Source organism: Amycolatopsis pretoriensis (assembly GCF_900107925.1).
Lineage (GTDB): Bacteria > Actinomycetota > Actinomycetes > Mycobacteriales > Pseudonocardiaceae > Amycolatopsis > Amycolatopsis pretoriensis.
Map to the genome: position 1 here is coordinate 144,172 of NZ_FNUJ01000001.1, position 26,893 is coordinate 171,064.

The following is a 26,893-nucleotide window of genomic DNA, read 5'->3' on the forward strand; positions in this document are numbered from 1 at the left end:
AGTCTCGACACACTCCGCGAAGCCGTCGTGTACGCTGGGTGGTGTCCGAGAGCATTTCGAGCGCGAGTGGTCGAACCTGCGCCGTCCTCGGCCCCAATCCGGCCGATGTCGACAGCCGAGGACGGGAGCACCGACATGTCGTCGGGCTCGAACACCACCACACCACTTACCACCGGACGACGCTTGCGGCCGAAGCCGGCGGCACCCGCCACGGGACACGACGACGACCAGGTCGTGCGGCTCACGCTGGTGGTCGTCCCGCCGGAGACCGGCTCCGAAACCGCGGAGCAAGTCCTCGCGACCGCCGCGAGCGCGGACAACGCCGACGGCGGCGCGCACCTGCTCGCCTCCCGGGGCGGCCGCGTGCCGCTGCCCGCCTGACCCACGCCACCTCCGGTGGCGTCCACGAAAGGATCGCCCGATCACTGCTTCCACAGTGGACAGTTCGCTGTTCAGCCACCCCGTCGCCGAGGAACCCCGGCCCGGCACGCTCACCACACCTCAAGACGTCCGGTACGGCGGCCTGTTCCGCCAACCCGTGTACACCCCGGCACCGTCTGCCGACGGCGCGCCCGGACCCGGCCCGCAACGCCGTCCCGGCCCGGTGGCCCACGACCCGTCCGGCCGCCGCGCCCGTCGCTGACACCGGTTCGGCCGCACACCCCGGGCTCACGCGGTGCGGTGCTGCAGACCTTGGACACCACACCGGAACGCAGGCGGTGACCAGCCGCCGGAACCGGAGCGCGTACGCGGTCAGCCGGTAAACCGGTGGTTCCGGCGACGCCCGGCACCTATCGTTTCGCCGTCGGGCGAAAGGCAGGGGGAAAGCGGGATGCGGCTCGCGGGGGTGCGGTGGCGGGCGTCGGTCGGCACCGCGCGGCTGGACGGCGTCGATCACCGCGTCGTCCGCCCGCGGCGGCCGATCCGGGACGCCGTCCTGGAGGAAGACCGGTTCGGGGCGCAGTTCGCGGTCGGCAAGGACGCGGCCGTGGACTTCGCCGCCGCCTGGTGGCTGGCCGCGCGGTCGCCGCACAGCCTCGTCCACCTGCCCCTGCGCGCGCCGGCATCGGCGGGCCGGCCGCTCGACCTCGTGCTCCTGCACCACCGCCTCGGGTTCCGCGTGTCGAGCTGGAAGGGGCTGCGGGCCCGGCTGTCCCCGCCCGCGGCGACCACCGTCACGCTGCCGCCGCGGCCGTTTCCCCTCTTCGATCGTGCGGACCACGAACGGTTCTTCCACCGCGACTTCCGCGACCACCTGAGGTACTCCTTCGCCGCGGACACCTTGTTCGTGATCGGCAGCCGGCGCGCTTTCGAACTCGCCGGCGAAGAGGTGCGCTCGCTCGTCGAAGACGGTCCCGCCCAGCTCGCCGCGGGTGTCCACTGGTGCGCGGAGATCGGCCTCGGTCCGTGGAAGCAGCACCATCGGAGAAACCCCGCCGCGCTGCTGCACGTGTACCACCGCGACCCGCGCTGAAGAACCCGGCTGCCGCGCAGGACTGGACCACCCCTTAGAGACCCCTGGGGCAGCGCCGGAGAACCGGCACCCGGAGGTACGATCTGCCGATTCGCACCATCGTTGAAGGGTTCCTCCGTTGACCGAATCACTAGCGCAGCGGGTGAAAACGATCCGCGTCGTCAACGGCCTGCGCCAGCCGCTCCTCGCCGTCATCGCCCGGTACCCGGCGGAGTTCCTGGTGCGGCCCGGCGGTGAGCTCGAGATCCGCGAGACGGCGCCGCGCGGCGGGTACGTCGAGCTGACCCTCGACAACGAGGAGCAGACCGGCCTGCGGATCGACACGGGCGAGTCCGCCACGACCGAGGTCTTCCTCGACGGGGAGCCGCAGCTGCTGCCGTCCGTCGTCCTGGACGGGACGCGCGAGGCGGTTTGGCGGGATGTCGAGGCCGCTTTCGGCAGCCTGCACGTCTTCGACACCCGATCGGGGCCCCGGACGGTCCGGCTCGAGGAGAAGAACGGCACGACCACCCTGGTGGGCGCGGGCCGCGAGCCGATCCGGTTCGCCGGCGTCGGGGTGAACGACTGCCCGACCGAGCTGATCATCGAGACCGACGGGCTGCGCATCCGCGGTTCCCACGGCTCGGCTCGCTAGCCTGGGCGGATGAGCGGACTGCCGGTGGCGGCCGGGCAGGTGGTCGTGCGGCGGTTCACCGCCGCGGACGTGGCCGAGTTCACCGCGTACCGCTCGGATCCCGAGGTCGCCCGGTACCAGGGCTGGGCCGCGCCGGTGCCGGAAGCGGACGCCCGGCGGCTCGTCGCCGAGTTCGCGGCCGCCGAAGAAGGCGCGCCGGGCTGGTTCCAGTACGCCGTCGAGGTCGGCGGGATGCTGGTCGGGGACGTCGGAGTCTGCTTGGCGGACAACCGGATGCAGGCCGACCTGGGGTTCACGATCGCCCGCGCGCACCAGCGACGCGGCTACGCGACCGACGCGGTCCAGGGCGTGCTGGACCGCGTGTTCGCCACCGGGGTCCGCCGCGTCTCCGCCGAGTGCGACGCGCGCAACACCGCGTCGGCGCGCCTGCTGGAGCGGCTCGGATTCAGCCAGGAAGGGTTTCGCCGCCGGCACACGTGGCTCAAGGGCGAGTGGACGGACGACCTCCTGTTCGGCCTGCTGGCCGAGGACTGGCACGGCGCCGCGGCCGGGCCGGCGATCTTCGCGTGCCGGCCCAACCTCCTGGTGGCCGACGTCGTCGCCAGTCTCGGGTTCTACGCGGACGCTCTGGGCTTCGCCGTGGGCTGGCGCTGGTCGGACCGCCGGGGCCGGTTCCTGCACGACGGCGAACCGCACGAACCGGGCACCGCGCTGGTCGCCCGGGACAACGTCCAGCTGATGCTGACCCAGGTCCCGGGCGCGCACACGACCCGCCTGCACCTCGACGTCCACACGGCCGCCCAGGTCGACCGCCTGTTGCGGGAGTGGCGCGAGCGCGGGGTGACGTCGCGGAACCGCCGTTCGTGCGGCCGTGGGGGATGTACGAGATGCGGCTGACCGACCCGGACGGGAACGTCCTGCGGGTCAGCTCGCCGCCCGCGTCGTAACCGAGCGAGCTCCGTCCGGAGCCTTGACACCCACGCCCACCCATTCATACATTCGTCGTCACTTTGTATGAATGGAGGTGGTCCGCATGCGGCTCGGCCAAATCGCCGTCGTCCTCGGGGGCAGTGCCGCCGGGCTCTGCTCCGCCGGCGCCCTCGCGCCCTACTTCGACCACGTCGTCGTGCTGGAACGCGACGAACTCCCCGCCGGAGCCGAGCACCGGCGCGGGGTGCCGCAGAGCAAGCACCCGCACTTCCTGCTGAACTCGGGCCGCCGCGCGATCGGCGCTCTCTTCCCCGGCTTCGAAGCCGACCTCGTCGCCGCCGGCGGGTTGCACCTCATGCCGTCCATGGACGCCGCCTACCTCGACGGCGTCGGCTGGTCCGCCCGCAAGCGCAGCGCGATGACCATGGTCTACAGCTCGCGGATCCTCATCGAACGCGTCCTGCGGGACAAAGTGCGCGAACTGCCCAACGTCACCATCCGCGAAGGCGTCGCGGTCACCGGACTGACCACCCGGGACGGCGCGATCACCGGCGTCGACACCGACGACGGCCGCCTCGACGCCGACTTCGTCGTGGACGCCCTGGGCCGCGGGTCCTCCGTCGGCGCGTGGCTGGCCGCGGCCGGCTGGCCCGAACCGGAGACCAGGACGCTCGACGCCAAGGTCACCTACACCTCGCGCTGGTACGACCTGCCCGCGCCGCGGCCGGAGTCCTGGTGGTGGCGGCACCTGGTGATCATGCCGACGCCGGACAAGGGCGCGCACCCCGAAGAACACGACTACCTGGTCAACTTCTTCCCCGTCGAGGGTGACCGGGTCATCGCCTGCATGGGCTCGTGGGGCCTGCCGATGCCGCGCACCACCGACGCGTTCGTCGAGACGGCCCGCCGGGTGCGGACGCCGTTGTTCGCCGCCGCGATGGACCGGTGCGAGCCCACCTCGGAAGTCCACCTGACCCGCTCGACCGGCAACAAGTGGCGGCGCTACGACCGCCTGCGCACCCCGCCGGCGCGGCTGGCGTTCGTCGGCGACTCGATCTGCGCGTTCAACCCGTTCTACGCCCAGGGCATCAGCTCCGCGGCCGGGTCCGCGCTGCTGCTGCGCGAGCACCTCGCCGACGCAACCCGGCTCGACGGGAAATCCGCCGCAAAGTTCCTTGCTGCGCAACGCAAACTGCTGAACGTGCCTTGGCGGCTGGCGATGGCCCGCGACCAGGGGTACGAGTGCGCGGAGGGCACCGAGAAGCCGCCCGAGTGGCGGCGCCGGATCCTCGCCGCCATCTCGGCGCCGGCCTTCAGCCTCATCGTCGGGGCCGCGCGGGAGGACGAAGCCGTCGACGAGCACTTCGCCAAGGTGTTCAACCTCGACGAGTCGCTGGGGGAGATGCTGCGCAACCCGCGCGTGCTCGGCGGGCTCGTGCGCTACCGCGTCCGCGCCGCGCTGGGCCGGCACCGGGTCCCGTTCGGGTTCGACGCCCAGGCCGAGCCGCCCGCCACGGACTATTCGACGGCGACCGCGCGATGAGCCCGGCGTGCGGGCCGGACGCCGAAGCCGTCACCCGCGGTCTCGGCTTCGACTGCCACGACGTCTCGCCGGTCGTCTCGGTCCGGCTCCCGTGGGACCTCGCCCACTGGACGATGCCGCTGCTCGAACTGCTCGTCGTCGGCGGTGCCGTGTTCGCGCTGGTGCACGCGCTGCGCCGGTACCGCGCCGGTGATCCGGTCAACCTGGCGCTGTGGTGGGCTTCGCTGGTCTACCTGTTCGTCACCGAGCCGCCGCTGTACTTCCCGGAGTGGTTCGGGCTCGACCGGGTCTACGGCTTCATCTTCGCCCACAACGAATTCACCGTGCAGTTCATGGCCGACCGGCTGCCGCTCTACATCGTCGCGTTCTACCCGGCGTTCAGCCAGCTCGCCTACGAGCTGGTGCGCGCGCTCGGGATCTTCCGCGGCCGGGGCCCGCTCGCCGGGTCGGTGGCGGTCGCCTTCGTCTGCCAGGTGTTCTACGAGGTCTTCGACCAGCTCGGCCCGCGGCTGGGGTGGTGGGCGTGGAACCCGGGCAACCGGATCGTCAACCGGCCGGCGCTGGCGGCGGTGCCGATGACCAGCATGCTGCTGTTCGCGTCGGTTTCCTTCGGTGCCTTGACCTACCTGGTGGTGCGGCTGGCCGGCGGCCCGCGCCGCGGGTGGTCGCTGACCTGGCGCACGGTCGTGGCCGGCGTGCTCGCCCCGCCGGCGATGGCGATCGCGGGACTCCCGTCGAGCCTCTTCGACGGCAACGCGGACGCGCAGGCGTGGATCCTCGGCGTCGAGCTGGGCCTGGTCTGGCTCGCGGGAGCGTGGATCATCGCCACGAACCGGGCCGACCGCCCGCCACCGTCGGCCTTCGCGCGGGTCTATCCCGCCGGCTACCTGGGTGGGCTGGCGGCGTTCTGGGTCGCCGCGGACGGCGACGGCCCGGCCGGGAGCGTTCCCTACGTGCTCGCGTGCTTCGTCGCGGCCGGGCTCGTGCTGGTCGCGCTGTACCGGAACGAGCGGGCCCCTGCTCCCGGCTGACACCGTCCGGTCGGGAAAGATGGGCCGCATGGGGCACCACGGCTGGCGGGGCAACCCACCCGGCACCGAAGACGAGGCACGCCGCCGGATCACCGACGCGGCGACGGCGTGCCTCGACCGCGTCGGCCTCGCCAAGACGTCCCTCTCCGACGTCGCCGCCGAGGCCGGGGTGACGCGGCAGACCGTCTACCGCTACTACCCGGGCCTCAACGACATCCTGCGCGCGGTCGCCCTGGCCGGCGTCGAGGAGTTCGCCGGGCGGATGGAACGCCACCTGACGTCCTTCGCCACCGCGGTCGAGGTCGCCGTCGAATCGGTGGTGTTCGCGGTCCGGACGCTGCCCGGCGAGCCCCACCTCGGTCTCCTCCTGCAGGCGGGCGAGGCCGACTTCTTCACCGAAGCCGTGCTGTCACCGCTGGCTTTCTCCTACGGCGCGAGGATTCTCCGGAACGTGCCGGTCGACTGGGCGGCCGCCGGCGTCACCGGTGACGCGGACTTCGAGGGACTGGCCGAAATCCTGATGCGCCTCTTCCAGTCCTACCTGCGCTACCCCTCGTCGCTCACCGAAGACGGGATCCGGGCGCTCGTCCGGCGGTGGATCGGGCCGGCGCTGCGCGGGTGACGCCTCAGGCGTGGGCCGGCAGGGAGACACCGGTGAGGCGCTCGGACTCGGTCCACAGCCGCTCGGCCACCGCCTTGTCCAGCGCGCGGCGCGTCGGCTTGGCGGTCGTCGCCGGGCCGACCAGTGCCCAGCGGGGTCCGTAGTAGCCGCCTTGCGTCGCGTCCGGGCTCGTCGCCGCGTACAGCAGGGGTTCCGCGCCCCGCTCGACCCCTTGGGACGGCACGAGCTTGAACGCCAGCGAGGTGAGCGGGCCGGGCCCGCGCCCGTCCAGGCCCGGGCCGGACGTCTGCAGGTTGGTGCGGGTGTAGCCGGGGTGCGCGCCGGTCGAGAGGAGCGGCCAGCCGCGCTCGGCCGCGATCTCCGCCAGCCGCAGCGTCAGCATCAGGTCGGCGAGCTTCGACTGCGCGTAGGCGCGGTTCGGGCGGTACTCGCGTTCCGCCTGCAGGTCGTCGAAGGCGATCCGGCCGGCGTTGGCCATGCCGCTGCTCATCGTGACGACTCGCGGGGCGGGCGCGGCGAGCAGCAGCGGCAGCAGGCGCACGGTCAGCGCGAACGGGCCGAGGTAGTTGCTGCCCAGCTGCAGCTCGAAGCCGTCGGTCGTCTCGACCCGCCGGGGCGGGGTCATCACGCCGGCGTTGTTGACGAGCAGGTCGAGGGGCCGGCCGGCGGCGATCAGCCCGTCCGCGAACTCGCGCACCGAGGCGAGGTCGGCGAGGTCGATCCGCCGGACCTCGACGTGGGCTTCGGGGTACTCGGCGAGGATGTCGCGACGAGCTTGTTCGCCCTTCTCCGGCGTCCGGACGGCGAGGACCACGTCCGCGCCGGCCGCGGCCAGCCGCTTGGCGGCCTCCTTGCCGGTTCCGCTGTTCGCGCCGGTCACGACGGCGCGCTTCCCGTGCTGGTCCGGGACCTGGTACATGGCACACCTCTCTAAGTACCGCTGGTACGTTACGACCCCCACGATAACGTACCGGCGGTTCGTTGACAACGTACCGGGGGTACGTAAGATGGGAGAGGTGAACTTCAAGCGCGCCCGCACCGACGAGCAACGAGCCGAGCGGCGGCGCGCGATCCTGGCCACCGCCGACGAGATGCTGACCGAGATGCCGGTCGCCAAGCTCAGCTTCAACGAGCTGAGCCGCCGGGTCTGCCTGGCCAAGGCGAACATCGTGCGGTACGTCGAGTCACGCGAGGCGGTCCTGCTGGAACTGCTCGACCGGCACATCCGCGACTGGATCGCCGAGCTGGCCGGCTCGGTCCCCGCGGAAGGCGGCCCTCGCGAGCGTGGAGACCGGCTGGCGGCGGTGCTCGCCGAATCCCTCGTCCGCAGGCCGGTGCTGTGCGACCTGATCAGCTCCCAGGCGACGGTGCTGGAGCACAACGTCTCGACCGAGGTGGCGCTCGAGCACAAGCACGCGCTGCTGCGGGCCGTGGAGTCGCTGACCGCGGTGGTCCGCCGGCACCTGCCCGAGTTCGACGACCGGGCCGCCTACGAACTGGTGTCCACGACCAGTCTGGTCACCGCGGCGGCGTGGCCGCACAGCCGGCCGTCCGAGGCGTTGCAGGCGGCTTACGCGCTGGATCCGGCGGTGGCGGCCACGCGGGTGGAGTTCACCGAGCTGGTGGGCCGGACCCTGGAAGTGACGATTTCCGGGTTGCTGGCGCGCGCGGGCGATCGGTCCGCCGAGGTCGGCTGAGGTCGGGCGTTACGGCTGATCGACCTTGCGCACCGACGTGGTGTCGCAGGTCAGCGGTGTGCCGTCGGAGGCCGTGGGGGCGAGGGGCGGGACGACCCTGCCGTGCTCGTCCACCAGGACCGAATGCGGTTCGCCCGCCTGGAAAGCGTGCCGCTCACCCCACTGGCGCAGCGTCACGATCACGGCGAACAGGTCGCGGCCCGCCTCGGTGAGCGCGTACTGCCGCCGTTTCCCCGATGGCGCGTCGACCTGGGCGAGCAGGCCGTGCCCGGTGAGTTTGCGCAGCCGGTCGGTCAGGATGTTGCGGGCGATGCCCGTGCGCTGCTGGAAGTCGGTGAACGAGCGGGCGCCGTCCATCGCGTCGCGGACGATCAGCAGGCTCCACCGGTCGCCGATCACGTCCGCCGCCCGCGCGACCGGGCAGGTCGGGTCCGTCCACATCGCGTCTCCCATGAGTTGCGTAATGAAACCATTCTCGCCTACGCTCCGAAGAGTTGCAAATCGCAACCAATTGGAGGTCGGGTGGGACGCGGGAGAAGGCTGTTGCTCGCCGTCGTGTGCGGCGTCGCGGTCGCCGGCGTGTACGCCGGACAGCCGGTGCTGGGTCCGATGGGCGACGACCTCGGCGTTCCCCGGGACTCGGTCGGCTGGTTCGTGGCGGTGGGACAGCTCGGTTATCTCGCCGGGCTGGTGCTGCTGGTGCCGCTCGGCGACCGGCTCGACCGGCGCCGCCTGATCGCCGTCCACCTGGGCTTGGTGGCGGCGGGATTGGCGGTCACCGCGGCCGCGCCGGTCGCGTGGGTGGCGTTCGGCGGGCTCGCCGTCGCGGGGCTCTTCGCGGTGGTGGTCCAGACGACGGTCGCCTACGCCGCGTCGATCGCCCCGCCCGCCGAGCGCGGGCGCACCCTCGGCGTCGTCACGTCCGGCGTGGTGGCCGGCATCCTCGGCGCCCGGGTCCTCACCGGCACCCTGGCCGACCTCGGCGGCTGGCGTGGCAGCTACGTCGCGCTCGCGGTCCTCGCCGCCGTCCTTTCCCTGCTGTGCCTCGTTTTCCTGCCCGCCGACGGCCGGACCGCGACCGAGTCCCACCGGCGGATACTCGGGTCGCTGGCCGGGCTCTTCACGCGGCCGCTGTTCCTCAGCCGCGGTTTGATCGCCTTCTTCCTCTTCGCGTCCTTCGGCACGTTGTGGAGCGGGATGGCGCTGCCGCTGGCCGGTGAACCGTGGCGCCTGAGCGAAACGCAGATCGGGCTGTTCGGTGCCGCCGGGCTCGCGGGCGCGCTGGGCGCGGCCCGCGCCGGCCGCTGGGGCGACGCGGGACACGCCGGCCGCGTCACCGGTCTCGCGCTCGTGCTGCTGCTCGGGTCGTGGCTCGCCATCGGTCAGCTGGGCTGGTCGTTGCCGCTGCCGGCTTTCGGCGTGCTGCTGCTCGACTTCGCCGTCCAGGTCGTGCACGTCGCCAACCAGCACGCGCTGACCACCGCGTTCCCCGGCCGCACCAGCACGGTGATCGGCGGGTACATGGTGTTCTACTCCCTCGGCTCGGCAGCCGGCGCCGCCGCGACGACCGCGGTGTACGCCGTGGCGGGCTGGCCGGGCTCGACCGTGCTCGGTGCGGCACTGGCCGGCGCCGCGCTGGTCACCTGGGCGGTGGCAGCTCGAGGTGCTCGCGCAGGGTCGCGCCTTCGTACGCCGTCCGGTGGACGCCGCGGTCCTGCAGTTCCGGGACCAGCCGGTCGACGACGTCGTCCAGCGCGGCCGGGACCAGGTGCGGACCGAGGTTGAACCCGTCCACCGCGCGGGTCCGCACGTACCGCGCCCGCTCGTCGGCGACTTGGCCGGGTGTGCCGACGAAACCGTGCCGGCGGGGCTGGACTTCGAGGACCAGCTGGTGGATCGACAGGTTCTTCGCCTCGGCCAGCTCTCGCCACTTCCGGATCCGGTCGAGCTTGCCGGTCCGCTCCTCGACCGGGATCGTCCCGCGCGACAGGTCCCGACCCCAGTACTGCTCGAGAAAGCCAGCGCGCGCCGGGGCGTGATCTGCCGGCGCCGGATGTCCTCGGCGCGCTCGGCGGCGTCGGCCGGGGTGTCGCCGCCGCGCGCTTCCGGCCGCCACTCGGCGCGGGCATCGGCTCGAGAACCCGCTCGGTGAGGTGGAAAGGCTTTGGCCGGTTCGCCGGGCTCGATCGCGTTGGCCGGGGTGCTTTCCGGCCGCGCCCGCGGCGGTCGGTGCGGTGGCGGTGCCGAGAAGATCACCGCGAAGCGTCCGCATGGTGCGAAGAAACCGGGACAACCCGGACCAAACACCCGCAAGCCCGTGACTTCCCGCCCACATCCTGAGACGGTTGAATGATCACCGACGCCCCTCCCTAAAGTCCCGATCGTCACTCGATCGGCTGAACTCCAACTCCAGAAGGTGCTGTGTCCGCCCCCTCCCTCCCGCCGCTCGCGGCGCGCTCCCTGCCCGCCGCGGTGTGGCGTGCCGTCCGGACCGGGCGGTGGACGCCCGTCTGCGCGGTGCTGATCGTCGTCATCCTGCTGCTCGCCGCCGGGGCCGATCTGTTCGTCCTGGCCGAAGGGCAGAGCCTCACCCCGGACATCGGCACCCTCGGCCCGACCGGCCTGCCCGCCGGGGCGCTCGGCGGGGTCAGCGGCGCCCACTGGTTCGGCGTCGAGCCGCTCACCGGCGTCGACCTCTTCGCGCTCGTCGCCCACGGGGCCCGGACCTCGCTGCTCGTCGGGCTCGGTGCCACCGTGCTGGGGACCGTGCTCGGCGTCGTCATCGGGGTCAGCGCCGGCTACCTCGGCGGCTGGTGGGACCGGCTCGTCACCTGGACCGCCGACGTCATCCTCGGCTTCCCCTACCTGATCTTCATGATCGCGCTCGGCGCCGTCCTGCCGGTGGACTTCCCCCGGCAGATCACGCTCGTCGTCGTGCTCGGGCTCTTCGGCTGGCCGCGCATCGCGCGCATCGTCCGCGCCCAGACCCTGACGCTCGCCAAGCGGGACTTCGTCGCCGCGGCGCGGGTCGTCGGCGGCGGGCCGTGGCACGTCTTCACCAAGGAGCTGCTGCCGAACCTCTGGGCGCCGGTCATCGTCGTCGCCAGCCTGTCCATCCCGTCGATGATCGGCAACGAGGCCGCGCTGTCCTTCCTCGGCGTCGGCGTCCTGCCGCCGACCCCCAGCTGGGGCCGCACCATCAGCGCGGCCATCGACTTCTTCGAGACGGACCCCATGTACCTGGTCTTCCCCGGCGCGATGCTGTTCCTGATCACGCTGGCGTTCAACGTCGTCGGCGACGCGATCCGCGACGCGCTCGACCCGCGGTCCGGGGGTGCCGCCTGATGCGCACCGCCCGGTTCGTGGCCACCCGCTTCGCCGGGATGCTGCTGGTCCTGTTCGTCGTCGCCTTCGTGACGTTCGTGGTGTTCTACGTCCTGCCCGCCGACCCGGCGCGGCTGGCCTGCGGCCGCCCGTGCTCGCCCGAGGGGCTGCGGCTGGCGCGGGAGTTCATGGGTTACGACGTCCCGTGGTACCAGCAGTTCTTCGACTTCCTCGGCGGCATCTTCGGCGGCCGCACGTTCGGCACCGGCGCCGCGGCGGTCCACTGCACCGCGCCCTGCTTCGGCTGGGACTTCCAGAACAACGTCGACGTGCTCAGCGAGATCGGCGGCCGGATCGAGGTCAGCTTCTCGGTCGCGCTCGGCGCGGCCGCGATCTGGATCGTGCTCGGCGTGGGCCTCGGCGTGCTTTCGGCGCTGCGGCGCGGAACCGCCGTCGACCGGATCACGATGGCCGCCGCGATGACCGGAGTGTCCATGCCCGCCTACCTGGCCGGGATGATCGGCATCACGATCTTCGCGTTCGCGCTCGACGTCGTCCCGAAGAACGGGTACGTGCCGCTGACCGAAGATCCGGCGCAGTGGGCGTGGCACCTGGTGCTGCCGTGGTTCGTGCTGGCGTTCCTGCACGCCGCGATCTACGCGCGGCTCACCCGCGGGCAGATGCTGGAAACCCTCGGCGAGGACTACATCCGCACCGCGCGAGCGAAGGGCCTCACCGAGCGGAAGGTCGTGGGCCGGCACGCGCTGCGCAACGTCCTGCTGCCGGTCATCACCGTCTTCGGGGTCGACCTCGGTGGGCTGCTGGCCGGGACGGTGATCACCGAGCGGATCTTCGGCATGGCCGGCGTCGGGCGGCTGCTCGTCGACGCGATCGCGTCGCTCAACCTGCCGGTCCTGCTGGGCGTGACGCTGTTCTCGGCCCTGCTGGTCACGGTCCTGAACTTCCTGGTCGATCTCTGCTACGGCGCGCTCGATCCGCGGGCTCGCCTCGTCTGAAGGGGACACGATGAAACAGCTGCGGTTCGCCGCGGGAGTGCTGGCCGCCGTCACGCTGCTGACGGCGTGCGGCGCCAACGACACACCGGCCGGGCAGGGCGGCACCGTCAAGCCGGGCGGCAACCTCGTCCTGCTCAACGACGCGCCGTCGATCACCTGGGACCCGGCGAAGAGCTCGAACCTCGTCGTCACGACGCTCGGGCTGATCCACCGGCGGTTGACGTCGTGGGACGTCGCGCCGGGCAAGGACACCACGATCGTGCCCGACCTGGCCACCGACACCGGGAAGGCCACCGACGGCGGCAAGACGTGGACCTTCACCCTCAAGGACGGCCTGAAGTACGCCGACGGCACCGCCATCACCGCGGCGGACGTCAAATGGGGCCTGGAGCGCTCGTTCGCACCCGCGTTCTCCGGCGGTCTGGCCTACCACAAGGACCTGCTCTCGCCGGGCCTGGCGTACCAGGGCCCGTTCGACGGCAAGGAACTCGACACGATCCAGACGCCCGACCCGAAGACGATCGTCTTCCACCTCGCCCGCGCCTACGGCGACTTCAACTGGGTCGCCAGCACGCCGGCGTTCTCGCCGGTGCCGAAGGGCAAGGGCGCCGAGGCGAACTACGGTGACCACCCGGTCGCGTCGGGGCCGTACCAGCTGGCGAGCTACGAACGCGGCAAGGCGGCGAAGCTGACGCGCAACCCGAACTGGAGCCGCGACGAGGACAAGACGCGGCTGGCCAACCCCGACACCATCGAGTTCGAGCTCGGCCAGGACACCGGCGTCATCTCCAAGCGGCTGATCGACGACACCGGCAAGGACCGCGACGCCTTCGGGATGTCGTTCGCCTCGCCCGCCCAGCTGGCGCAGATCCAGGGCAACGCGTCGGCGAAGACCCGGTTGGTGACGTCGGAATCCGGGGCGCTGGCCTACCTTTCGCTGAACACCCAGCGCGGCAACCTCGTCAACCCCAAGGTGCGCCAGGCGTTCCAGTACGCCGTCGACAAGGCCGCCTACCAGGTCGCGAGCGCGGGCAGCGCGCAGCTGGCCGGGGACGTCGCCACCACGCTGATCACCCCGGGCCTGCAGGGCCGCGAGCAGTACGACCTGTACCCGGCGCCGCCGTCCGGTGACGTGGCGAAGGCCAAGCAGCTGCTCGCCGAGGCCGGCTTCCCGAACGGGCTCGACGGCCTGGTCCTGGCCACGCACAACGAAAACGGCTACCCGGAGAAGGCCGCGGCGATCCAGGCATCGCTGGCGCGGGCGGGTATCAAGGTCACCATCAAACCGCTCGACGAGGACACCTACACGTCCGAAGTGGACACCAAGGGCCTGTCGGACTTCGACCTGACACTGAGCTCGTGGCAGCCGGACATCCCGTCGGCCAACGCGAACATCCAGCCGCTGTTCCAGTCCACCGAGATCGGCAACGGCGGGTACAACGAATCCCGCTACCACAACCCCGAGGTCGACAAGCTGATCGGCGAGGCACAGGCCACTGTGGACCCGGCCGAAGCCGGCAAGAAGTGGGCGGCGCTGGACAAGAAGATCCTCGCCGACTCGCCGGTCGTGCCGCTCATCTACACCCGCAACTCGTTCCTGCGCGGGTCGCAGGTCGGCGGCGTCGAGATCGGGCGCTTCCCGGCCTACGTCGACTACCGCAAGTTCGGGATCCTCCAGTGAGCGGAGCCGGGCTCCTGCGGCTGCACGACGTCAAGGTCTCCTTCGGGGACGTCGAAGCCGTCCGCGGGGTCGGTTACGAGGTCGCGGCCGGGGAAGTCGTCGCGGTGGTCGGGGAGTCCGGCTCCGGCAAGACGGTCACCGCGATGTCCCTGCTCGGCCTGCTCCCGCCCACGGCCCGCGTCACGGGCCGCGCGGAGCTGGCCGGGCGGGACCTCTACGCGATGACCCCGGCCGAGCTGCGCGCGGTGCGCGGCGGCGAGGTCGGCATGGTGTTCCAGGAGCCGATGAGCGCGCTGAACCCGGTGTTCACCGTCGGCGACCAGCTCGTCGAGGCGATCCGGGCCCACCGGGACGTGACCGCCGCGGCGGCGCGCGACCGCGCTATCGAACTGCTCGACCTGGTCGGGCTGCCCGCGCCCCGCGAACGGTTCCGGGCGTACCCGCACGAACTGTCCGGCGGGCAGCTGCAGCGCGTCGTCATCGCGATGGCGGTGGCGAACGAGCCGAAGCTGCTGATCGCCGACGAGCCGACCACGGCCCTGGACGTCACCGTCCAGGCGGAGATCCTGGAGCTGCTGCGGGACCTGCGCTCGCGGCTGGGGACGGCGATCCTGCTGATCACGCACGACATGGGCGTGGTCGCCGACCTCGCCGACCGCGTGGTGGTGATGCACGACGGCCGGGTCGTCGAGCAGGGGAGCGCCGCCGCGATCTTCACCGCTCCCGAGCAGGACTACACGCGGCAGCTGCTCGGCTCGGTCGTCTCGCTGTCGGCGACGGCGACGTCCGGGCTCGAACGCGCGCTGTCGGCGGATCTTTCCGTCGGCCCCGGCCACGTCGCCGCGGCCGAGCACCCGGCGGTGGCGTCGGTGCCGGACGTCCCCGCCGAGGCACCGCTGTTGCGGGTCGCGGACCTGTCGGTGACCTACCGCGGCCGGTTCCGCGCGATCGCCGTCCGCGCGGCGTCGGGGGTGAACCTGCACGTGGAGCCGGGCGAGGTGCTCGGCCTGGTCGGCGAGTCCGGCTCGGGCAAGAGCACGGTCGCCCGCGCGGTCACGGGGCTGCTCGCGCCGACCGGCGGATCCGTCCACATCGGAGACACCGACGTCACCCGGGTGCGCGGCCGGGCGGCGAAGGCGCTGCGGCGCCGGATCGGTGTGGTGTTCCAGGATCCGTTGTCCTCGTTGAACCCCCGCACGACGGTGGGGGAGAGCGTCGCGACGCCGGTGCGGCTGCACTGCGCGGTCTCTTCGTCCGAAGTGGACGGACGGGTGGCGGAGCTGCTGGACTCGGTCCAGCTCTCGCCGTCGCTGGCCGGACGCTATCCGCACGAGCTGTCGGGCGGGCAGCGGCAGCGGGCGTGCATCGCCCGCGCCCTGGCGCTGAACCCGGACCTGCTGGTGGCCGACGAGCCGACGAGCGCGCTCGACGTCACGATCCAGGCGAAGGTCCTCGACCTGCTGCGCGACCTGCGCCACGAGTTCGGCTTCGCGTGCCTGTTCATCAGCCACGACCTGGCGGTGATCGAGCAGCTGGCCGACCGGGTGGCGGTGATGCACCGCGGCCACGTCGTCGAGCAGGGCCCGACTAAGGACGTCCTCACGGCTCCGGCGCACGCCTACACGCAGCGCCTGCTGTCGGCGGCGCCGGTGGCGGACCCGGAGGCCCAGCGCCGGCGCCGGGAGGCCTGGCGGCAGCTGCGCTGAGCCCGGTGCTTACCTCGGAGGGAATTGTTTCCGTGCCCCGGCCGGGCCAAGCTTGCGCCATGACCAGTTATCCGATGCACACGCTCGACACCGCGCCGGCCGAGGCGAAGGTGCCGCTGACCGTGCTGCGCGAGACGTTCGGGTTCGTGCCCGGCGCGGCCGCCGTGATGGCGAACTCGCCGGCGCTGCTCAACTCGTTCTTCTCGGCCTTCGGTCACTTCCGCGGCGGCGGCACGTTCACCCCGGCGGAGCGGCAGGTGCTGCTGCTCTCCAACGCCGTCGCGAACGGCAGCGAGTGGGCGGTGGCCTTCCACACGCTGGAGGCACTCGCCGACGGCGTCCCGCGCGAGGCGGTCGAGGCGGTGCGCCGCGGCGAGCTGCCCCGCGATCCGCGCCTGGCCGCGTTGTCCGCGCTGACCGTCGCCTACATCGAGAAGCGCGGGCACCTCGACGAAACGGACGTGAAGGCGTTCACTTCGGCCGGGTTCGGCGAAGAGCAGCTCTTCGAGGTCGTCGCCGGCGTGGCCATCTCGGCGATGACCAACTACGCGGCGAACGTCGCCCGGCCACCGCTGGAGCCCGTCGTCGAACCGCACGCGTGGACGCCGGGTGCCTGAGGTCGGCCCGCTGCTGAAGCACTGGCGTGCCGCCCGGCGGCTGAGCCAGGTGGCGCTGGCGGCCGAGGCGGCCGTCTCGCTGCGGCACCTGAGCTTCCTCGAAACCGGCCGCGCGAAACCGAGCCGTGCGATGGTGCTGAAGCTCGCCGGCGTGCTCGACGTGCCGCTGCGGGACCGCAACACCCTGTTGCTCAGCGCAGGGTTCTCGCCCGAGTACGCCGAGTCCGCATTGGACGCTCCGGCGCTGGCCGCCGTCCGGGACGCGCTCGAGGCCATTCTCGGGCAGCAGGAACCGTACCCGGCGCTGGTGATGGACCGCGGCTGGGACATCCGCCGGGCCAACGGTGCGGCCCGGCGGTTCTTCGCGTTCCTCCACAGTGGACGCGCGGCGGAGCCGCCCGGGCCGCCGAACGTGCTCCGGCGGATGTTCCACCCGGACGGCGTCCGGCCGCACGTGACGAACTGGCCGGAGGTGGCCGAGGCCCTGGTCGGGCGCGTGCGCCGGGAAGCCCTCGGTGGCGTGACCGACGAACGCGCCCAGGGCATCCTCGACGAGGTGCTGCGCTACCCGGGTGTGCCGGCCGGCTTGCGGACCCTGGACGTGACCGGCCCGCTGCTGCCGATCGTCCCGATCCGCTACACCCGCGACGGCGTGCGCTTCGCGTTCTTCTCGACGGTGACGACGCTGGGCACACCGCAGGACGTGACGCTGCAGGAACTGCGCATCGAGTGCTTCCACCCCATGGACGACGAAACCCGGGAGAACGTCCGGGCTCACGTGAGCCCGACGACCGCCCGGTAACGCGCCCGGCCACCGCGGACGACGTCGGCGGTGGTGGTGATCTACGCCACCGGGAAGGTCTCCACCTGCGGCCCGATCCCGTACCGCGCCGCGAAGCCGAGCATCAGCCGGGTCTCGCCGGGCGACGCGGGCACGCCGCCGGAGATCGTCTTCTCGGCCGGCAGCAGTCGCATCGGGTGTGCGGCGATCGGCTCGGGCGGCACGCCGACCATGCTCACCCGCCCCTGCGGAACCAGCAGGTCGAGGGTGGCTGTGCGGCTGCCCTTCGCCGCCGGTTTCCTCGACCACGTCGTCGATCGGCTGGCGTTGCCGGTGCTCACGGCCGGGGCCCGACCTCTTCGGCCCTGATTCGATTCCCCGAGCGCGGTCACGCCCAGGGCGTGCCGGCGGTCGCGCGTTCCAGCCCGGTGACCCCGGCTTCCCGGCGTTCGCGCAGGAGTTCGCCCGCGATCGAATAACGCGGTGCGGCGGCTTCCTCCGCGCGGGCCGCGTGCTCGACGATGGCGTCGACCAGCGACGGGACCATCGACAGCCGCGGGTGCTCCTCGTGGATGCGCTCGTGCCGGCCGGTGACGACGTGGGCCTTGCGGCCGAAGTCGATGCCCACGCCTTCGCGGGTCAGGTAGGCCAGCAGGCCGCGGCGTTCCGCGATGCCCGGCGAGGTGTGCAAGGCGATCGCCTCCCACACGAGGTCCACCCGCGGCGCGTCGACGCCGTGCTCGGTCAGCAGCTCGGCGGCGAGGTCGGCGCCCTCGACCTCGAAGCGCGTCCGGCCGGGAGCCAGCGTGCCCAGGCCGAGGTCGTGCAGGACGGTCGCGGCGAAGAGCAGCTCGGCGTCGTAGGCCACGCAGCCTTCGTGCTCGGCGAGCAGGCGGGCGAACAGGAAGCTCCGGACGCTGTGGTTGGCCACGGCGGGGCTTTCCGTCTTCCGCACGGTGGCGAGGATCGTGTCGGCGAGCGGCCCGGCGGGCAGGGCGAGGAAGTCGGTCACCGCGTCGACGCTAGAAGCCGCCGCCGGCCCGCGACAGTGGCCCGCAGGCCGAGTACCGCTAGGATCGTGCCATGAACCACCGCGTCACGGTGCTGGCGCTCCCGGGCGTGCTCGCCCTGGACGTCGGGATCCCGGTGCAGGTCTTCGGCTCGGACCCGAATTACGAGCTGACGGTGTGCGCCGACCGGCGCCCGGTCCCGGTGGGCGGCGGTGGCCTGACGATCGCCGCGGGCGCCGGGCTCGAAGCCTTGCCCGGTGCCAAAACCGTGATCGTCCCGGGCTACGACGACGTCGGCACCCCGCCGGCCGCCGAGGTCCTGGACGCGTTGCGCGCCGCCCACGCGCGGGGTGCGCGGATCGTGTCGATCTGCACCGGGGCGTTCGCGCTCGCCGAGGCCGGCCTGCTCGACGGGCGGCCGGCGACCACGCACTGGCGGTTCACCGCCGAATTCCGCAGCCGGTTCCCCCGGGTGCGAGTGCTGCCGAACCAGCTGTACGTCGACGACGGCGACATCCTGACCTCGGCGGGGGTGACCGCGGGGATCGACCTGTGCCTGCACCTGATCCGCACCGACAGGGGTGCCGCGGCGGCCAACGCCAAGGCACGGCTGCTCGTCGCCCCGCCGCACCGCACGGGCGGCCAAGCGCAGTACATCGAGCGCCTGCGCCCGGAGGCGACGGGCGACCGGCTCGGCCCGCTGCGCGAGTGGCTGCTGGCCGACCTCGCACGCGAAGTGGACGTCGACACGCTCGCCGCCCGCGTCCACCTGTCGCGGCGCACGTTCCTGCGGCGGTTCCGCGAGGAGACGGGGACGTCCCCGATGGCGTGGCTGACCGCGGCGCGGCTGGACCGGGCGCGGGAGCTGCTGGAGACGACGGACCTCCCGGTGGAGCACCTCGGCCGGCACACGGGCCTGGGCAGCACGGCGACCGTGCGCGCGGCGTTCCACCGGCACCTCGGCACGTCACCGCGGGACTACCGGGCGCTGTTCCGCGCGTCTCAAACTGAGACAGCGGCCGCCTTCTGACTCCGGCGGGGCTCGCCTACGTTCCGTGGAAGCCCCGCGACACAAAGGAGTCATCGCATGAGCAAGAACGTCCTCGTCACCGGCGCGGCCCGGGGGATCGGCAAGGCGATCGCGCTGCGGCTCGCGGCGGACGGCCACGACGTCGCCGTCAACGACATCGCCGCCCAGGAGACCGAGCTGGAGACGGTCGTCAAGGAGATCCGCGGTCTCGGCCGGCGGTCGGCCGCGGTGACCGCGGACGTGTCGGACCCGGCGGCGGTCACGGCCATGGTCGCCGAGACCGTGACTGCCTTGGGAGCACTGGACGTCATGGTCGCGAACGCGGGCATCGCGCAGGTGCTGCCGCTGCTGGAGGTGACCCCGGAGGACTGGGACCGGATGCTGGCGATCAACGCGCGCGGCATCTTCCTGTGCTACCAGGCGGCGGCGAAGCAGATGATCGCCCAGGGCGGCGGCGGCAAGATCATCGGCGCGGCCTCGATCGTGGCCCACCGGCCGTTCGCGCTGCTCGGCCACTATTCGGCGTCGAAGTGGGCGGTCCGCGGCCTCACCCAGGCGGCGGCGATGGAGTGGGCCGAGCACGGGATCACGGTGAACGCCTACTGCCCGGGCATCGTCGGGACCGCGATGTGGGACCTGATCGACGAGAAGCTGGCCGAGTCCGAGGGGCTGCGGAAGGGACAGGCGATCGAGAAGTACTCGAACCTGATCCACCTGGGCCGGGTGTCGGTGCCGGAGGACGTGGCGAGTTACGTGTCGTACCTGGCCTCGCCGGATTCGGACTACATGACGGGGCAGTCGGTGATGATCGACGGCGGGATCCAGTTCGCTTGAGCCAGGGGTGCCCGCCACCGGTGCTGCCGGTGGCGGGCGGCCGGTCAGCTGTCTTCGGGGTGCAGGCTGATGGTGGTGGTTTGGATGAAGATGTCCCGGCGCGGGTCGCGGCCGGCGAGTGCCTGGTTGCGGGCGGTGACGAGGGGCGCCGCTTGGCCGATCACCGGCGGGCCGAGCGGGTCTTCGGGCAAGGTGTCCATGGGAGTCCTCTCCGGTGGGTACGTGCGGACGTCCCTCCCACGCCCGAACACCCCGGCCGGTTGAGCCCTCAGCGCGTGTTCTTGTCCCAGATGACCACCGGCGGCGCGTCCGGGTGGTCCGTGTCGTGGGCCCAGACCTTGTCCACCTTCGGGTTGTGGCGCAGGATCGGGAACTCGTCCATGTCGAACACGTTGTTCGGCCGGCGGGAACCCAGCTCGTCGCCCTGACCGGGCCAGCCGCTCGACTTGCCCGGCGTGTTCGGCAGCGCGATGTGGACGTCGCCCTCCGCGTTGTGCGCCAGCGCCTTCGACGCGTCCTTCCACACCTTCTCGCCGTTCGGGTGGTTGTCGGAGAACTTCGGCATCTCGACGTTGTTGTCCTTCAGCAGGCCTTCGAGCGTGTTGCCGCCGTTCTTCTTCGCCAGGTCGATCGCCGGGTTCTCGATCGAGCCGTGGTACGTCGACCCGGAGATCTGCTTGCCGGTCGCGGGGTCGACGACCGAGTCCTTGATGTGGCCGCCGGACCAGAACCACGACTTGTCCTTGCCCGGCGCCATCATCTCGTCCCACTTCTTCGAGAACTTGGCGTACTGCTCGTCGGTCATGTTGTGCGGCCGGATCTTGCCGTCCGGGTCGCGGAACTCGCCGAGGCCGTCCGGTTTCTTCGACCCCGGCGGGAGTTTCGCCGCGTCGCCGCCGCCCGCCGGGTTGTCCGGGGCCTTCGGGCCGCCCGTCTTGCCGCACGGGCTCTGCACCAGCCCGAGCGGGTCGGCCCGCAGGTGCGGCTGCTCGACGTACCCCACCGGGTCGGGCGCCGCGGCCAGGCCGAGCGGGTCCTGGCTCAGGTACCGGCCGGTGTGCGGGTCGTAGTAGCGGTAGACGTTGTAGTGCAGCCCGGTCTCGGCGTCGCGGTACTGGCCCGGGAACGCCAGCGGCATCGGCGCGGTGCCGGACGTCGACGGCAGCAGCTCGCCCCAGAAGCTCGTGCGCGCCTGCCACTCGACGCCGCCGTCCGCGCCGACGAGCTCGGTCGGCGTGCCCGCCGGGGACGTCACCACCGTGTGGAACCGCACCTCGGAGCCCCGCTGCTCGACCTGGACCACGGGCCGGCCGTCGTCCGGGTGACGCTCCCAGGTCAGCACGCGCGAGGACCCGTCGTCGGCCACCTCGATCTCTTCGACGAGCTCGGCGCCGCTCCAGACGAACCACGTCTCGGCGGTCTGCCGCGGTGCGCCGTCGTCGCCGATCTCCCAGCGCCGCTTGGCGAACCGGCGACCGAGCGGGTCGTAGAGGTAGGTCCAGAACGACTCGTCCGGGCCGATCGCGACGATCAGCCGGTCCAGCTCGTCCCAGACGAAGCGCCACTCGGCGGTCGCGCGCACCCGGCTGGTCACCCGGCCCTGCGCGTCGTGGGCGTACCGCGTCCCGGCCGGCGGCGTGAGCCGGCCCGCCGCGTCGTAGGCGAAGCGCTCGACGCCCTCGGGCGTGAGCACCTCCGCGACCCGCCCGGCCGGGTCGAACCCGAACCGGACCGGCCGCGCGTCGTCGATCGCGGCGAGCCGGCCGTCCGGCGTGTACTGGTAAGTTCGCCGGCCCAGGCCGGTGCTCTCCTGCTCGCCGAGCCGGTCCGCGGCGTCGAAGACCTGGCGCAGCACCTCCGCGCCGTCGACCGACCGGCGGACCTCGCGGCCGGCTTCGTCGTACTCGAACGCGATTTCGTGGCCCGCGACCCGCAGCGACACCGGCAGCTCGCCGTCGTAGCGCCACGCACTGTCCACACCGGACAGTGTGGTGCGGTGGACACTCGCGGCGTCGTAGGTCCAGCGCACGCCGACCCCGTTGACGGTCTCCTCGCGCACGCGCCCGCGTTCGTCGCGCACGATCTGCAGCACCGAGTCGTTGTCGGCCGCGTACTCGAGCTGTCCCAGCGCGTCGTAGGCGTACCCGGTGACGCCGGTGGCCGTGCGGCGTTCGACGACGTTGCCGAGCTGGTCGTAGGCGTACTCGGTGACCTCGCCGAGGCCGTTGGTCATCCGCCGCAGCTGCCCGGCTTCGTCGTAGGCGTAGGTCAGCCGGCGGCCGTCGAAGTCGGTCTCCTCGACGAGCCGCCCGGCGGGATCGTAGGTGTAGCGCCAGGTCCGGCCGCGCGGGTTGGTCACCGCGATCAGGCGCAGCTCGGCGTCGTAGCCGTACGCCGTCCGCGCGCCCGCGGCGTCGAACTCCTCGATCGGCAGGCCGAACGGGCCGTACGTGCGCCGCGTGGCGCGCCCGGCGGCGTCGCGGTGTTCGACGACGCGTCCTTCGCCGTCGTGGCGCCAGCTTTCCCGCTCACCGTGGGGGCCGATCCGCCAGGAGCGCTGCCCTTCGGCCGTCCAGCCCAGCCGGGCCGCGCCGCCGGACGCGGTGTGCACCAGCCGCGGCCGGCCGAACGGGTCGCGGTCGCCCGGCCGCACCGCCGCGGTGAGCACCGGTTCGTCGCCGAGCGGGTCGGCCGGCCCGTCGACGCGCAACCGCGTCGAGACACCGGGCAGGGCGGCGTAGGGATCCGTCGCCGGGGCGACGGCGCGGGCGTCGCCGGTCCGCAGTTCCACCTCGCCCGGGCCGGCCGGGGTCACGCGCACCACGGAACCGTCGGGCCGCGTCACCGTCGTCAGTGCGCCGTTTTCGTAGCCGTAGAAGGTGATCCGCCCGAGTTCGTCCACTTGCGACAGCAGGTCGTCGTAGCGGGTCCACGAGTACCGGCGCGTGTGCCCGAGCGGGTCGGTCCGCTCGACGAGCTGGCCGGCCTCGTTCATCCGGTAGACCCAGGTGTGGCCCAGCGCGTCGGTGTGCCGGGTGGTCCGGGCTTCGGCGTCGTAGGCGAACGTGCCGTTGAGGTAGCGCTCGGCGCCGACGCTGCGGACGCACCGGCCCGCGGCGTCGTAGACGTAGCGGTACCAGGTGCCGGTGCGGTCCTGCCAGCCGACGATCCGGTCGTCGACGTCGTAGTCGAGGTTCACCGGGCGCCCGGCGAACCCGGCGATCTGGGTCAGCTGCCCGAGCCGGTTGTAGCCGTACCGGACGACCGGCGCGCCGCCGGGGACGCCGAGCGCTTTGACCCGCCCGGCGCCGGACTCGACGGTGATCTCGGTGCCGTCGTCCCGGCGCAGCAGCCGCGGGGCGCCGGCGGCGTCGTGGTCGATCGTGGTGCGGGCGCCGCCCTGCTCGATCAGCGTCAGCGGCCGCACCGGGCCGGGCCCGGCCGCGAACCCGAGGTCGCGGGTGCCGGTCGACAGGAGGTAGCCCTCGGCGGTCCGCCGCAGCGGGTGGCGCGGTCCTTCGATCGGCAGCACGGGCCCGTCGCCGTCGGGCAGCGGGTACACGAGGACCATGCCGTCCTCGGCGTAGAACCGGACGCGGTCGCGGCCGACCTCCAGCCGCTGGTCCAAAGTGGACGCCCACGAGCGGCCGAACCACCGGCCCGCGCGGTAGGACGACAGGTGCGTGCGCGACAGCACCAGATCGCCCGCCTCGCCGGGCAGGGTCAGGTCGACCTGCGCCAGCACCACTTCGCCGGTGGCGACGTCGACGGGGTCGGAGACGCAGACCTTCTTGTCGTCGGGCACCGCGCGGTCCCGCGGGCCGTCGCCCTTGGGGTCGCCCTTCGGGGTGCCGCCGCCGTCCGGGCTGCCTTTCGGCGTGCCTCCGGGCGGATCGGCCTTCGGCGGCGGGCCGTCGGCCGGCGGGTCGCTCTTCGGCGGCGGATCGGTCTTGGGCGGTGGGTCGTTCTTCGGGGGAGGATCGCCTTTCGCGCCCGACGTCGTGGTGCTGTCGTCGCCGTTCTTGGGCGGCGGATCGGTCTTGGGCGGCGGCGCGTCGGGATCGCCCTTGCCCTTGGGGCCACCGAGGTCCTTCGGGTTGCCCTTGATGTCGGCGTGCTTCGGCGGCGGCGCGGCCTTGCCGGGCTTGATGTTCTTGAGCGCCTTCGCCGCGTCGCCGAACAGGTCGCCGGCGCGCTTGAGCAGCGGGATGAGCGCCTGCAACGCTTTCACGAGCCGCTTGGTGAGGTCGGCGATCTTCGAGGCGGTCTTGGCGACGGCGGTGATCACCTGCGGGACCACCCACGTCATCCCGATGCCCAGGGTGAACACGACCTGCAGGGCCCAGCTGATCAGGTGGCCGACGAGCTCGGCGATGATGTCGCGCACCAGCGCGCGGACCGCGGCCACGACCTCACCGGCGGTTTTCACGCCGCTCGAGGCGCCTTCGCAGCCCTTTTGCGCCGTTTCGAGCAGGGTCACGGTGTCCTGGGCGCGCTGCCGGTAGTTGTCGGCGGCGGTGCCGGTCCACGACGAGACGTCCGTCTTGACCATGCCGGTGAGGTCTTCGCCGACCTTGCCGAGCTCGGTGGCGACGTTCTTCCAGGTTTCCGACTGCGCCGCGATTTCGTCGGCGTTGCCGGTGAGGCCGTTGAGGGCTTCCTTGAGCGGGCCGACGTGTTCGATCAGCCAGCCGACGCCGGCGGCGAGGATCGCGCCGAACGGGTCCATGGCCATGGAAAGGGCGTCGAGGGCGGTGCCCACCGCACCCAGGGCGACCGACGCCCAGTCGCCGCTTTCGATCGCGGACTTCAGGTCGTTCGCCGACTCCAGCAGCGAAATGCCCGAATACGCCTTGGTGGAGTCCTTGGTCTCCGCGACCAGCGGGTTGCCCACTACGCGACCTTCCTGACGTCACGGCGAACATTCGTCAAACTTTCAAAGAGCTTCCGGTGAACGTAGCAGCGCCGCGACGGCGGGAGTCCCGCTTGCCCGAAAATCCGGTGATCCCTGGCTCGGGCGGGCAAGGTCGACAGCATTGATCAGGGTTTCGGCCGGGCGCGGGGATGTTTTCGCGCCGAGAAGTGCCCGACCGCCTGCGGCCGCGAGCGGGTCGGCCGCCGAGGCAAGGCGATCGCAGAGGGCTCTTTGCAAAGGATCCTCTGTGGTCTACGGTGGAGGCATGACCACGAACGAGCCGTCGCGGCCGCTCGACGCGCGGATGCTGCGGGCGCTGGCCCACCCGCTGCGGATGCGCATGCTCGAACTGCTGCAGGCGGACGGCCCGGCGACCGCGACCGGGCTGGGCAAGCGGGTCGGGGAGAGCTCCGGCACCACCAGCTGGCACTTGCGGCTGCTGGCCGAGGTGGGCCTGGTCGAAGAGGACAGCGAACGCGGCACCAAGCGCGAACGGTGGTGGAAGCCCGCCCAGAAGTCGACGCGGATGCGGGTCGTCGACTTCATGGGCGACCCCGATCTCGCGGCGCCGCTGGACACGTACCTGCGCTCGGTGATCGAGCACCGCTACGAGGCCGAGGCGCGGTTCGTCAGCGAACTGCCGCGGTGGATCGACCGGTGGCACGACAAAGCGGTCTTCAACGACATGCGGCTTTCGCTGACACCCGAGGAGGCGGCGGCGATGAGCGCGGAGGTCGACGCCGTGCTCCACCGCTACCGCCGGGATGCGCGACCGGGCGACGACAGCGTGATCGCGCACTGGTCGGCGTTCCCGCGGCGAGCGCGGCCCGAAGAATCCGACTGAGGGGGAAACGATGGTGCACTTCTTGCTGGCCGAGGACCTCGTCCACGAACGGGAAGCAGACCTGCGGCGGGCGGCGGTTCGGGTCCGGTGCGAGAGAACACGAAGGGAACGTCTCGGGTGGATCCTCGTGGAAACCGGTCTGAGACTGGTGACCGCTCAGAGCTCGACCGCCCGGCGGACGTCGCCGGCGTAGGCCTCGGGTTGTTCCCAGGCCGCGAAGTGGCCGCCCGCCGGGTGTTCCACGTATTCGCGGATGTTCAGGAACGCTTCGGCGTAGCTTCGCGGCTCGGGCTTGATGTCGCGCGGGAAGATCGACAGCACGGTCGGCGTGCCGACCCGGCCGGGCAGGGTGACCGGTTCGGCGTAGGTGGTGAACGACGTGCCGATCGTGCCGGTGACCCAGTACGCGGTGACCCAGGTGAGGAGCTCGTCCGGGGTGAAAGCCGAGCCGTCCGACCAGGAATCGAGCTTCTCGGCGATCCAGGCCAGGAGTCCGGCGGGGGAATCGCCGAGGGCGACGGCGAGGGTGTTCGGCCGCGTCGACTGCTCGGCGATGTAGCCGCCTTCGGCGCGGAACCACCGCGCCGCCCGGCCGAGGTAGGCCACCGCGTCCGGGGCGAGCGTCGCGGGGTCCGCGGTGAGCGCGCGCTGCGGGGCGACGTTCGTCAGGTGCAGGGCGGTGACCCGGTCCGGGTGATCGGCGGCCAGGATTTCCGCGACGGTCCCGCCGATGTCGCCGCCGGACAAGGTGTAGCGCGGGTGGCCGAGTTCGGCGAGGGCGTCGGCGACGAGGCCGGCGATCCGGCCGGCGGACATGCCGGGTTCGGTGAGCGGGGCCGCGAACGGGAAGCCCGGCAGCGCGGGGACCACGACGTGGAAGTCGGTCAGCAGCGGCAGGACGCGTTCGAACCGCAGCACGGAGTCCGGCCAGCCGTGCAGCAGCACGACGACCGAGGCCTCCGGATCGGCGGCCCGCCGGTGGATCACGTTCAAGGCCCCGGCGGTCGTCCACGGGAGCGCGCGGATGCGGCGTTCGTGCACTTCCCAGTCGTAGCCGTTCGCCCAGCGGCCGAACAGTTCGTCGAGGCGGGCGCGGCCGGTGCCGCGGGCCGGGTCGTCGCCCCACGGGGTGGTGACCCGCCGCGTGCGCCGGAGTCTCTCGCGTAGTTCGTCGCTCATGTGTATCACCGTACACAAGATGTGT

General features: G+C 72.2%; 26 protein-coding genes. 19 read left to right on the forward strand and 7 right to left on the reverse strand.

What is annotated here, in order from left to right; genetic code table 11:
* Positions 1 to 105: 105 nt before the first annotated feature.
* From BLV96_RS00645 to BLV96_RS00680, 8 genes are all read left to right on the forward strand, one after another.
* Positions 106 to 381, forward strand: coding sequence for a hypothetical protein (locus BLV96_RS00645; protein WP_143050901.1), 276 nt, complete (start codon positions 106 to 108; stop codon positions 379 to 381).
* Positions 382 to 436: 55 nt separating this feature from the next.
* On the forward strand, positions 437 to 643 hold the full coding sequence (locus tag BLV96_RS00650) for a hypothetical protein (protein ID WP_086676407.1): 207 nt from the start codon (positions 437 to 439) through the stop codon (positions 641 to 643).
* Between the two features lie 189 nt (positions 644 to 832).
* Positions 833 to 1,474, forward strand: coding sequence for a hypothetical protein (locus tag BLV96_RS00655; RefSeq protein WP_086676405.1), 642 nt, complete (start codon positions 833 to 835; stop codon positions 1,472 to 1,474).
* 118 nt (positions 1,475 to 1,592) lie between these two features.
* Positions 1,593 to 2,108, forward strand: a complete 516-nt coding sequence (locus tag BLV96_RS00660; RefSeq protein WP_143050902.1) for a hypothetical protein — start codon at positions 1,593 to 1,595, stop codon at positions 2,106 to 2,108.
* A gap of 9 nt (positions 2,109 to 2,117) precedes the next feature.
* Entirely contained in the window at positions 2,118 to 3,005 is an 888-nt protein-coding gene (locus BLV96_RS00665; RefSeq protein ID WP_158104132.1) for a GNAT family N-acetyltransferase, read from the forward strand.
* Between the two features lie 136 nt (positions 3,006 to 3,141).
* Positions 3,142 to 4,581: an FAD-dependent oxidoreductase gene (locus BLV96_RS00670; protein ID WP_086676401.1), complete on the forward strand. Its 1,440-nt coding sequence runs from the start codon at positions 3,142 to 3,144 to the stop codon at positions 4,579 to 4,581.
* Positions 4,578 to 5,612, forward strand: coding sequence for a hypothetical protein (locus BLV96_RS00675; RefSeq protein ID WP_086676399.1), 1,035 nt, complete (start codon positions 4,578 to 4,580; stop codon positions 5,610 to 5,612). The genes BLV96_RS00670 and BLV96_RS00675 overlap by 4 nt, the downstream gene beginning before the upstream one ends.
* Positions 5,613 to 5,640: 28 nt before the next feature.
* Entirely contained in the window at positions 5,641 to 6,234 is a 594-nt protein-coding gene (locus BLV96_RS00680; protein WP_086676398.1) for a TetR/AcrR family transcriptional regulator, read from the forward strand.
* A gap of 4 nt (positions 6,235 to 6,238) precedes the next feature.
* Here the strand turns inward: BLV96_RS00680 and BLV96_RS00685 are convergent, their stop codons facing one another.
* The gene (locus tag BLV96_RS00685; protein ID WP_086676396.1) at positions 6,239 to 7,153 is read right to left on the reverse strand and encodes an SDR family oxidoreductase; all 915 of its coding nucleotides are present in this window, start codon (positions 7,151 to 7,153) and stop codon (positions 6,239 to 6,241) included.
* 97 nt (positions 7,154 to 7,250) lie between these two features.
* On the opposite strand from BLV96_RS00685, the gene BLV96_RS00690 reads away from it, so the two are divergent.
* Positions 7,251 to 7,931 carry a TetR/AcrR family transcriptional regulator gene (locus tag BLV96_RS00690; protein WP_208608096.1) on the forward strand — a complete coding sequence of 227 codons (681 nt, stop codon included), beginning with the start codon at positions 7,251 to 7,253 and terminating at the stop codon, positions 7,929 to 7,931.
* 9 nt (positions 7,932 to 7,940) lie between these two features.
* On the opposite strand, the gene BLV96_RS00695 is transcribed toward BLV96_RS00690, so the two are convergent.
* Positions 7,941 to 8,384 carry a winged helix-turn-helix transcriptional regulator gene (locus BLV96_RS00695; protein ID WP_086676392.1) on the reverse strand — a complete coding sequence of 148 codons (444 nt, stop codon included), beginning with the start codon at positions 8,382 to 8,384 and terminating at the stop codon, positions 7,941 to 7,943.
* 69 nt (positions 8,385 to 8,453) lie between these two features.
* On the opposite strand from BLV96_RS00695, the gene BLV96_RS00700 reads away from it, so the two are divergent.
* From BLV96_RS00700 to BLV96_RS00735, 7 genes are all read left to right on the forward strand, one after another.
* Positions 8,454 to 9,716 carry an MFS transporter gene (locus tag BLV96_RS00700; RefSeq protein WP_086676390.1) on the forward strand — a complete coding sequence of 421 codons (1,263 nt, stop codon included), beginning with the start codon at positions 8,454 to 8,456 and terminating at the stop codon, positions 9,714 to 9,716.
* 636 nt (positions 9,717 to 10,352) lie between these two features.
* Positions 10,353 to 11,276, forward strand: coding sequence for an ABC transporter permease (locus BLV96_RS00710; RefSeq protein ID WP_086676388.1), 924 nt, complete (start codon positions 10,353 to 10,355; stop codon positions 11,274 to 11,276).
* Positions 11,276 to 12,271 carry an ABC transporter permease gene (locus BLV96_RS00715; RefSeq protein ID WP_086676386.1) on the forward strand — a complete coding sequence of 332 codons (996 nt, stop codon included), beginning with the start codon at positions 11,276 to 11,278 and terminating at the stop codon, positions 12,269 to 12,271. Before BLV96_RS00710 ends, BLV96_RS00715 begins: the two co-directional genes overlap by 1 nt.
* Positions 12,272 to 12,281: 10 nt before the next feature.
* Positions 12,282 to 13,952, forward strand: coding sequence for an ABC transporter substrate-binding protein (locus BLV96_RS00720; RefSeq protein ID WP_086676384.1), 1,671 nt, complete (start codon positions 12,282 to 12,284; stop codon positions 13,950 to 13,952).
* On the forward strand, positions 13,949 to 15,658 hold the full coding sequence (locus tag BLV96_RS00725; RefSeq protein WP_086676382.1) for a dipeptide ABC transporter ATP-binding protein: 1,710 nt from the start codon (positions 13,949 to 13,951) through the stop codon (positions 15,656 to 15,658). Before BLV96_RS00720 ends, BLV96_RS00725 begins: the two co-directional genes overlap by 4 nt.
* Before the next feature lie 59 nt (positions 15,659 to 15,717).
* Positions 15,718 to 16,275: a carboxymuconolactone decarboxylase family protein gene (locus tag BLV96_RS00730; RefSeq protein ID WP_086676379.1), complete on the forward strand. Its 558-nt coding sequence runs from the start codon at positions 15,718 to 15,720 to the stop codon at positions 16,273 to 16,275.
* Positions 16,268 to 17,077 (forward strand): helix-turn-helix domain-containing protein, encoded by an 810-nt coding sequence (locus BLV96_RS00735; RefSeq protein WP_086676377.1) that lies wholly within the window; start codon positions 16,268 to 16,270, stop codon positions 17,075 to 17,077. Before BLV96_RS00730 ends, BLV96_RS00735 begins: the two co-directional genes overlap by 8 nt.
* 41 nt (positions 17,078 to 17,118) lie before the next feature.
* Here the strand turns inward: BLV96_RS00735 and BLV96_RS00740 are convergent, their stop codons facing one another.
* Together BLV96_RS00740 and BLV96_RS00745 are read right to left on the reverse strand one after the other, a co-directional pair.
* The gene (locus BLV96_RS00740) at positions 17,119 to 17,397 is read right to left on the reverse strand and encodes a hypothetical protein (protein ID WP_086676375.1); all 279 of its coding nucleotides are present in this window, start codon (positions 17,395 to 17,397) and stop codon (positions 17,119 to 17,121) included.
* A 47-nt stretch (positions 17,398 to 17,444) separates the two neighbouring features.
* Complete coding sequence (locus BLV96_RS00745; protein ID WP_086676373.1) at positions 17,445 to 18,068, reverse strand: HD domain-containing protein; 624 nt, start codon at positions 18,066 to 18,068, stop codon at positions 17,445 to 17,447.
* Positions 18,069 to 18,139: 71 nt separating this feature from the next.
* Here BLV96_RS00745 and BLV96_RS00750 point away from each other — a divergent pair, with 71 nt between their 5' ends.
* Together BLV96_RS00750 and BLV96_RS00755 are read left to right on the forward strand one after the other, a co-directional pair.
* The gene (locus BLV96_RS00750; RefSeq protein WP_086676371.1) at positions 18,140 to 19,096 is read left to right on the forward strand and encodes a GlxA family transcriptional regulator; all 957 of its coding nucleotides are present in this window, start codon (positions 18,140 to 18,142) and stop codon (positions 19,094 to 19,096) included.
* Positions 19,097 to 19,153: 57 nt separating this feature from the next.
* Positions 19,154 to 19,930: an acetoin reductase gene (locus tag BLV96_RS00755; RefSeq protein ID WP_086676369.1), complete on the forward strand. Its 777-nt coding sequence runs from the start codon at positions 19,154 to 19,156 to the stop codon at positions 19,928 to 19,930.
* Between the two features lie 44 nt (positions 19,931 to 19,974).
* Here the strand turns inward: BLV96_RS00755 and BLV96_RS49615 are convergent, their stop codons facing one another.
* Positions 19,975 to 20,130, reverse strand: a complete 156-nt coding sequence (locus BLV96_RS49615; protein WP_158104131.1) for a hypothetical protein — start codon at positions 20,128 to 20,130, stop codon at positions 19,975 to 19,977.
* Positions 20,131 to 20,198: 68 nt separating this feature from the next.
* Complete coding sequence (locus BLV96_RS00760; protein ID WP_086676367.1) at positions 20,199 to 24,824, reverse strand: DUF6531 domain-containing protein; 4,626 nt, start codon at positions 24,822 to 24,824, stop codon at positions 20,199 to 20,201.
* Positions 24,825 to 25,110: 286 nt separating this feature from the next.
* Here BLV96_RS00760 and BLV96_RS00765 point away from each other — a divergent pair, with 286 nt between their 5' ends.
* A complete protein-coding gene (locus tag BLV96_RS00765; RefSeq protein WP_086676474.1) occupies positions 25,111 to 25,689 on the forward strand; it encodes an ArsR/SmtB family transcription factor in 579 nt (192 codons plus the stop codon).
* A 156-nt stretch (positions 25,690 to 25,845) separates the two neighbouring features.
* Here the strand turns inward: BLV96_RS00765 and BLV96_RS00775 are convergent, their stop codons facing one another.
* Complete coding sequence (locus tag BLV96_RS00775) at positions 25,846 to 26,868, reverse strand: epoxide hydrolase family protein (protein WP_086676363.1); 1,023 nt, start codon at positions 26,866 to 26,868, stop codon at positions 25,846 to 25,848.
* Between the last annotated feature and the right edge of the window lie 25 nt (positions 26,869 to 26,893).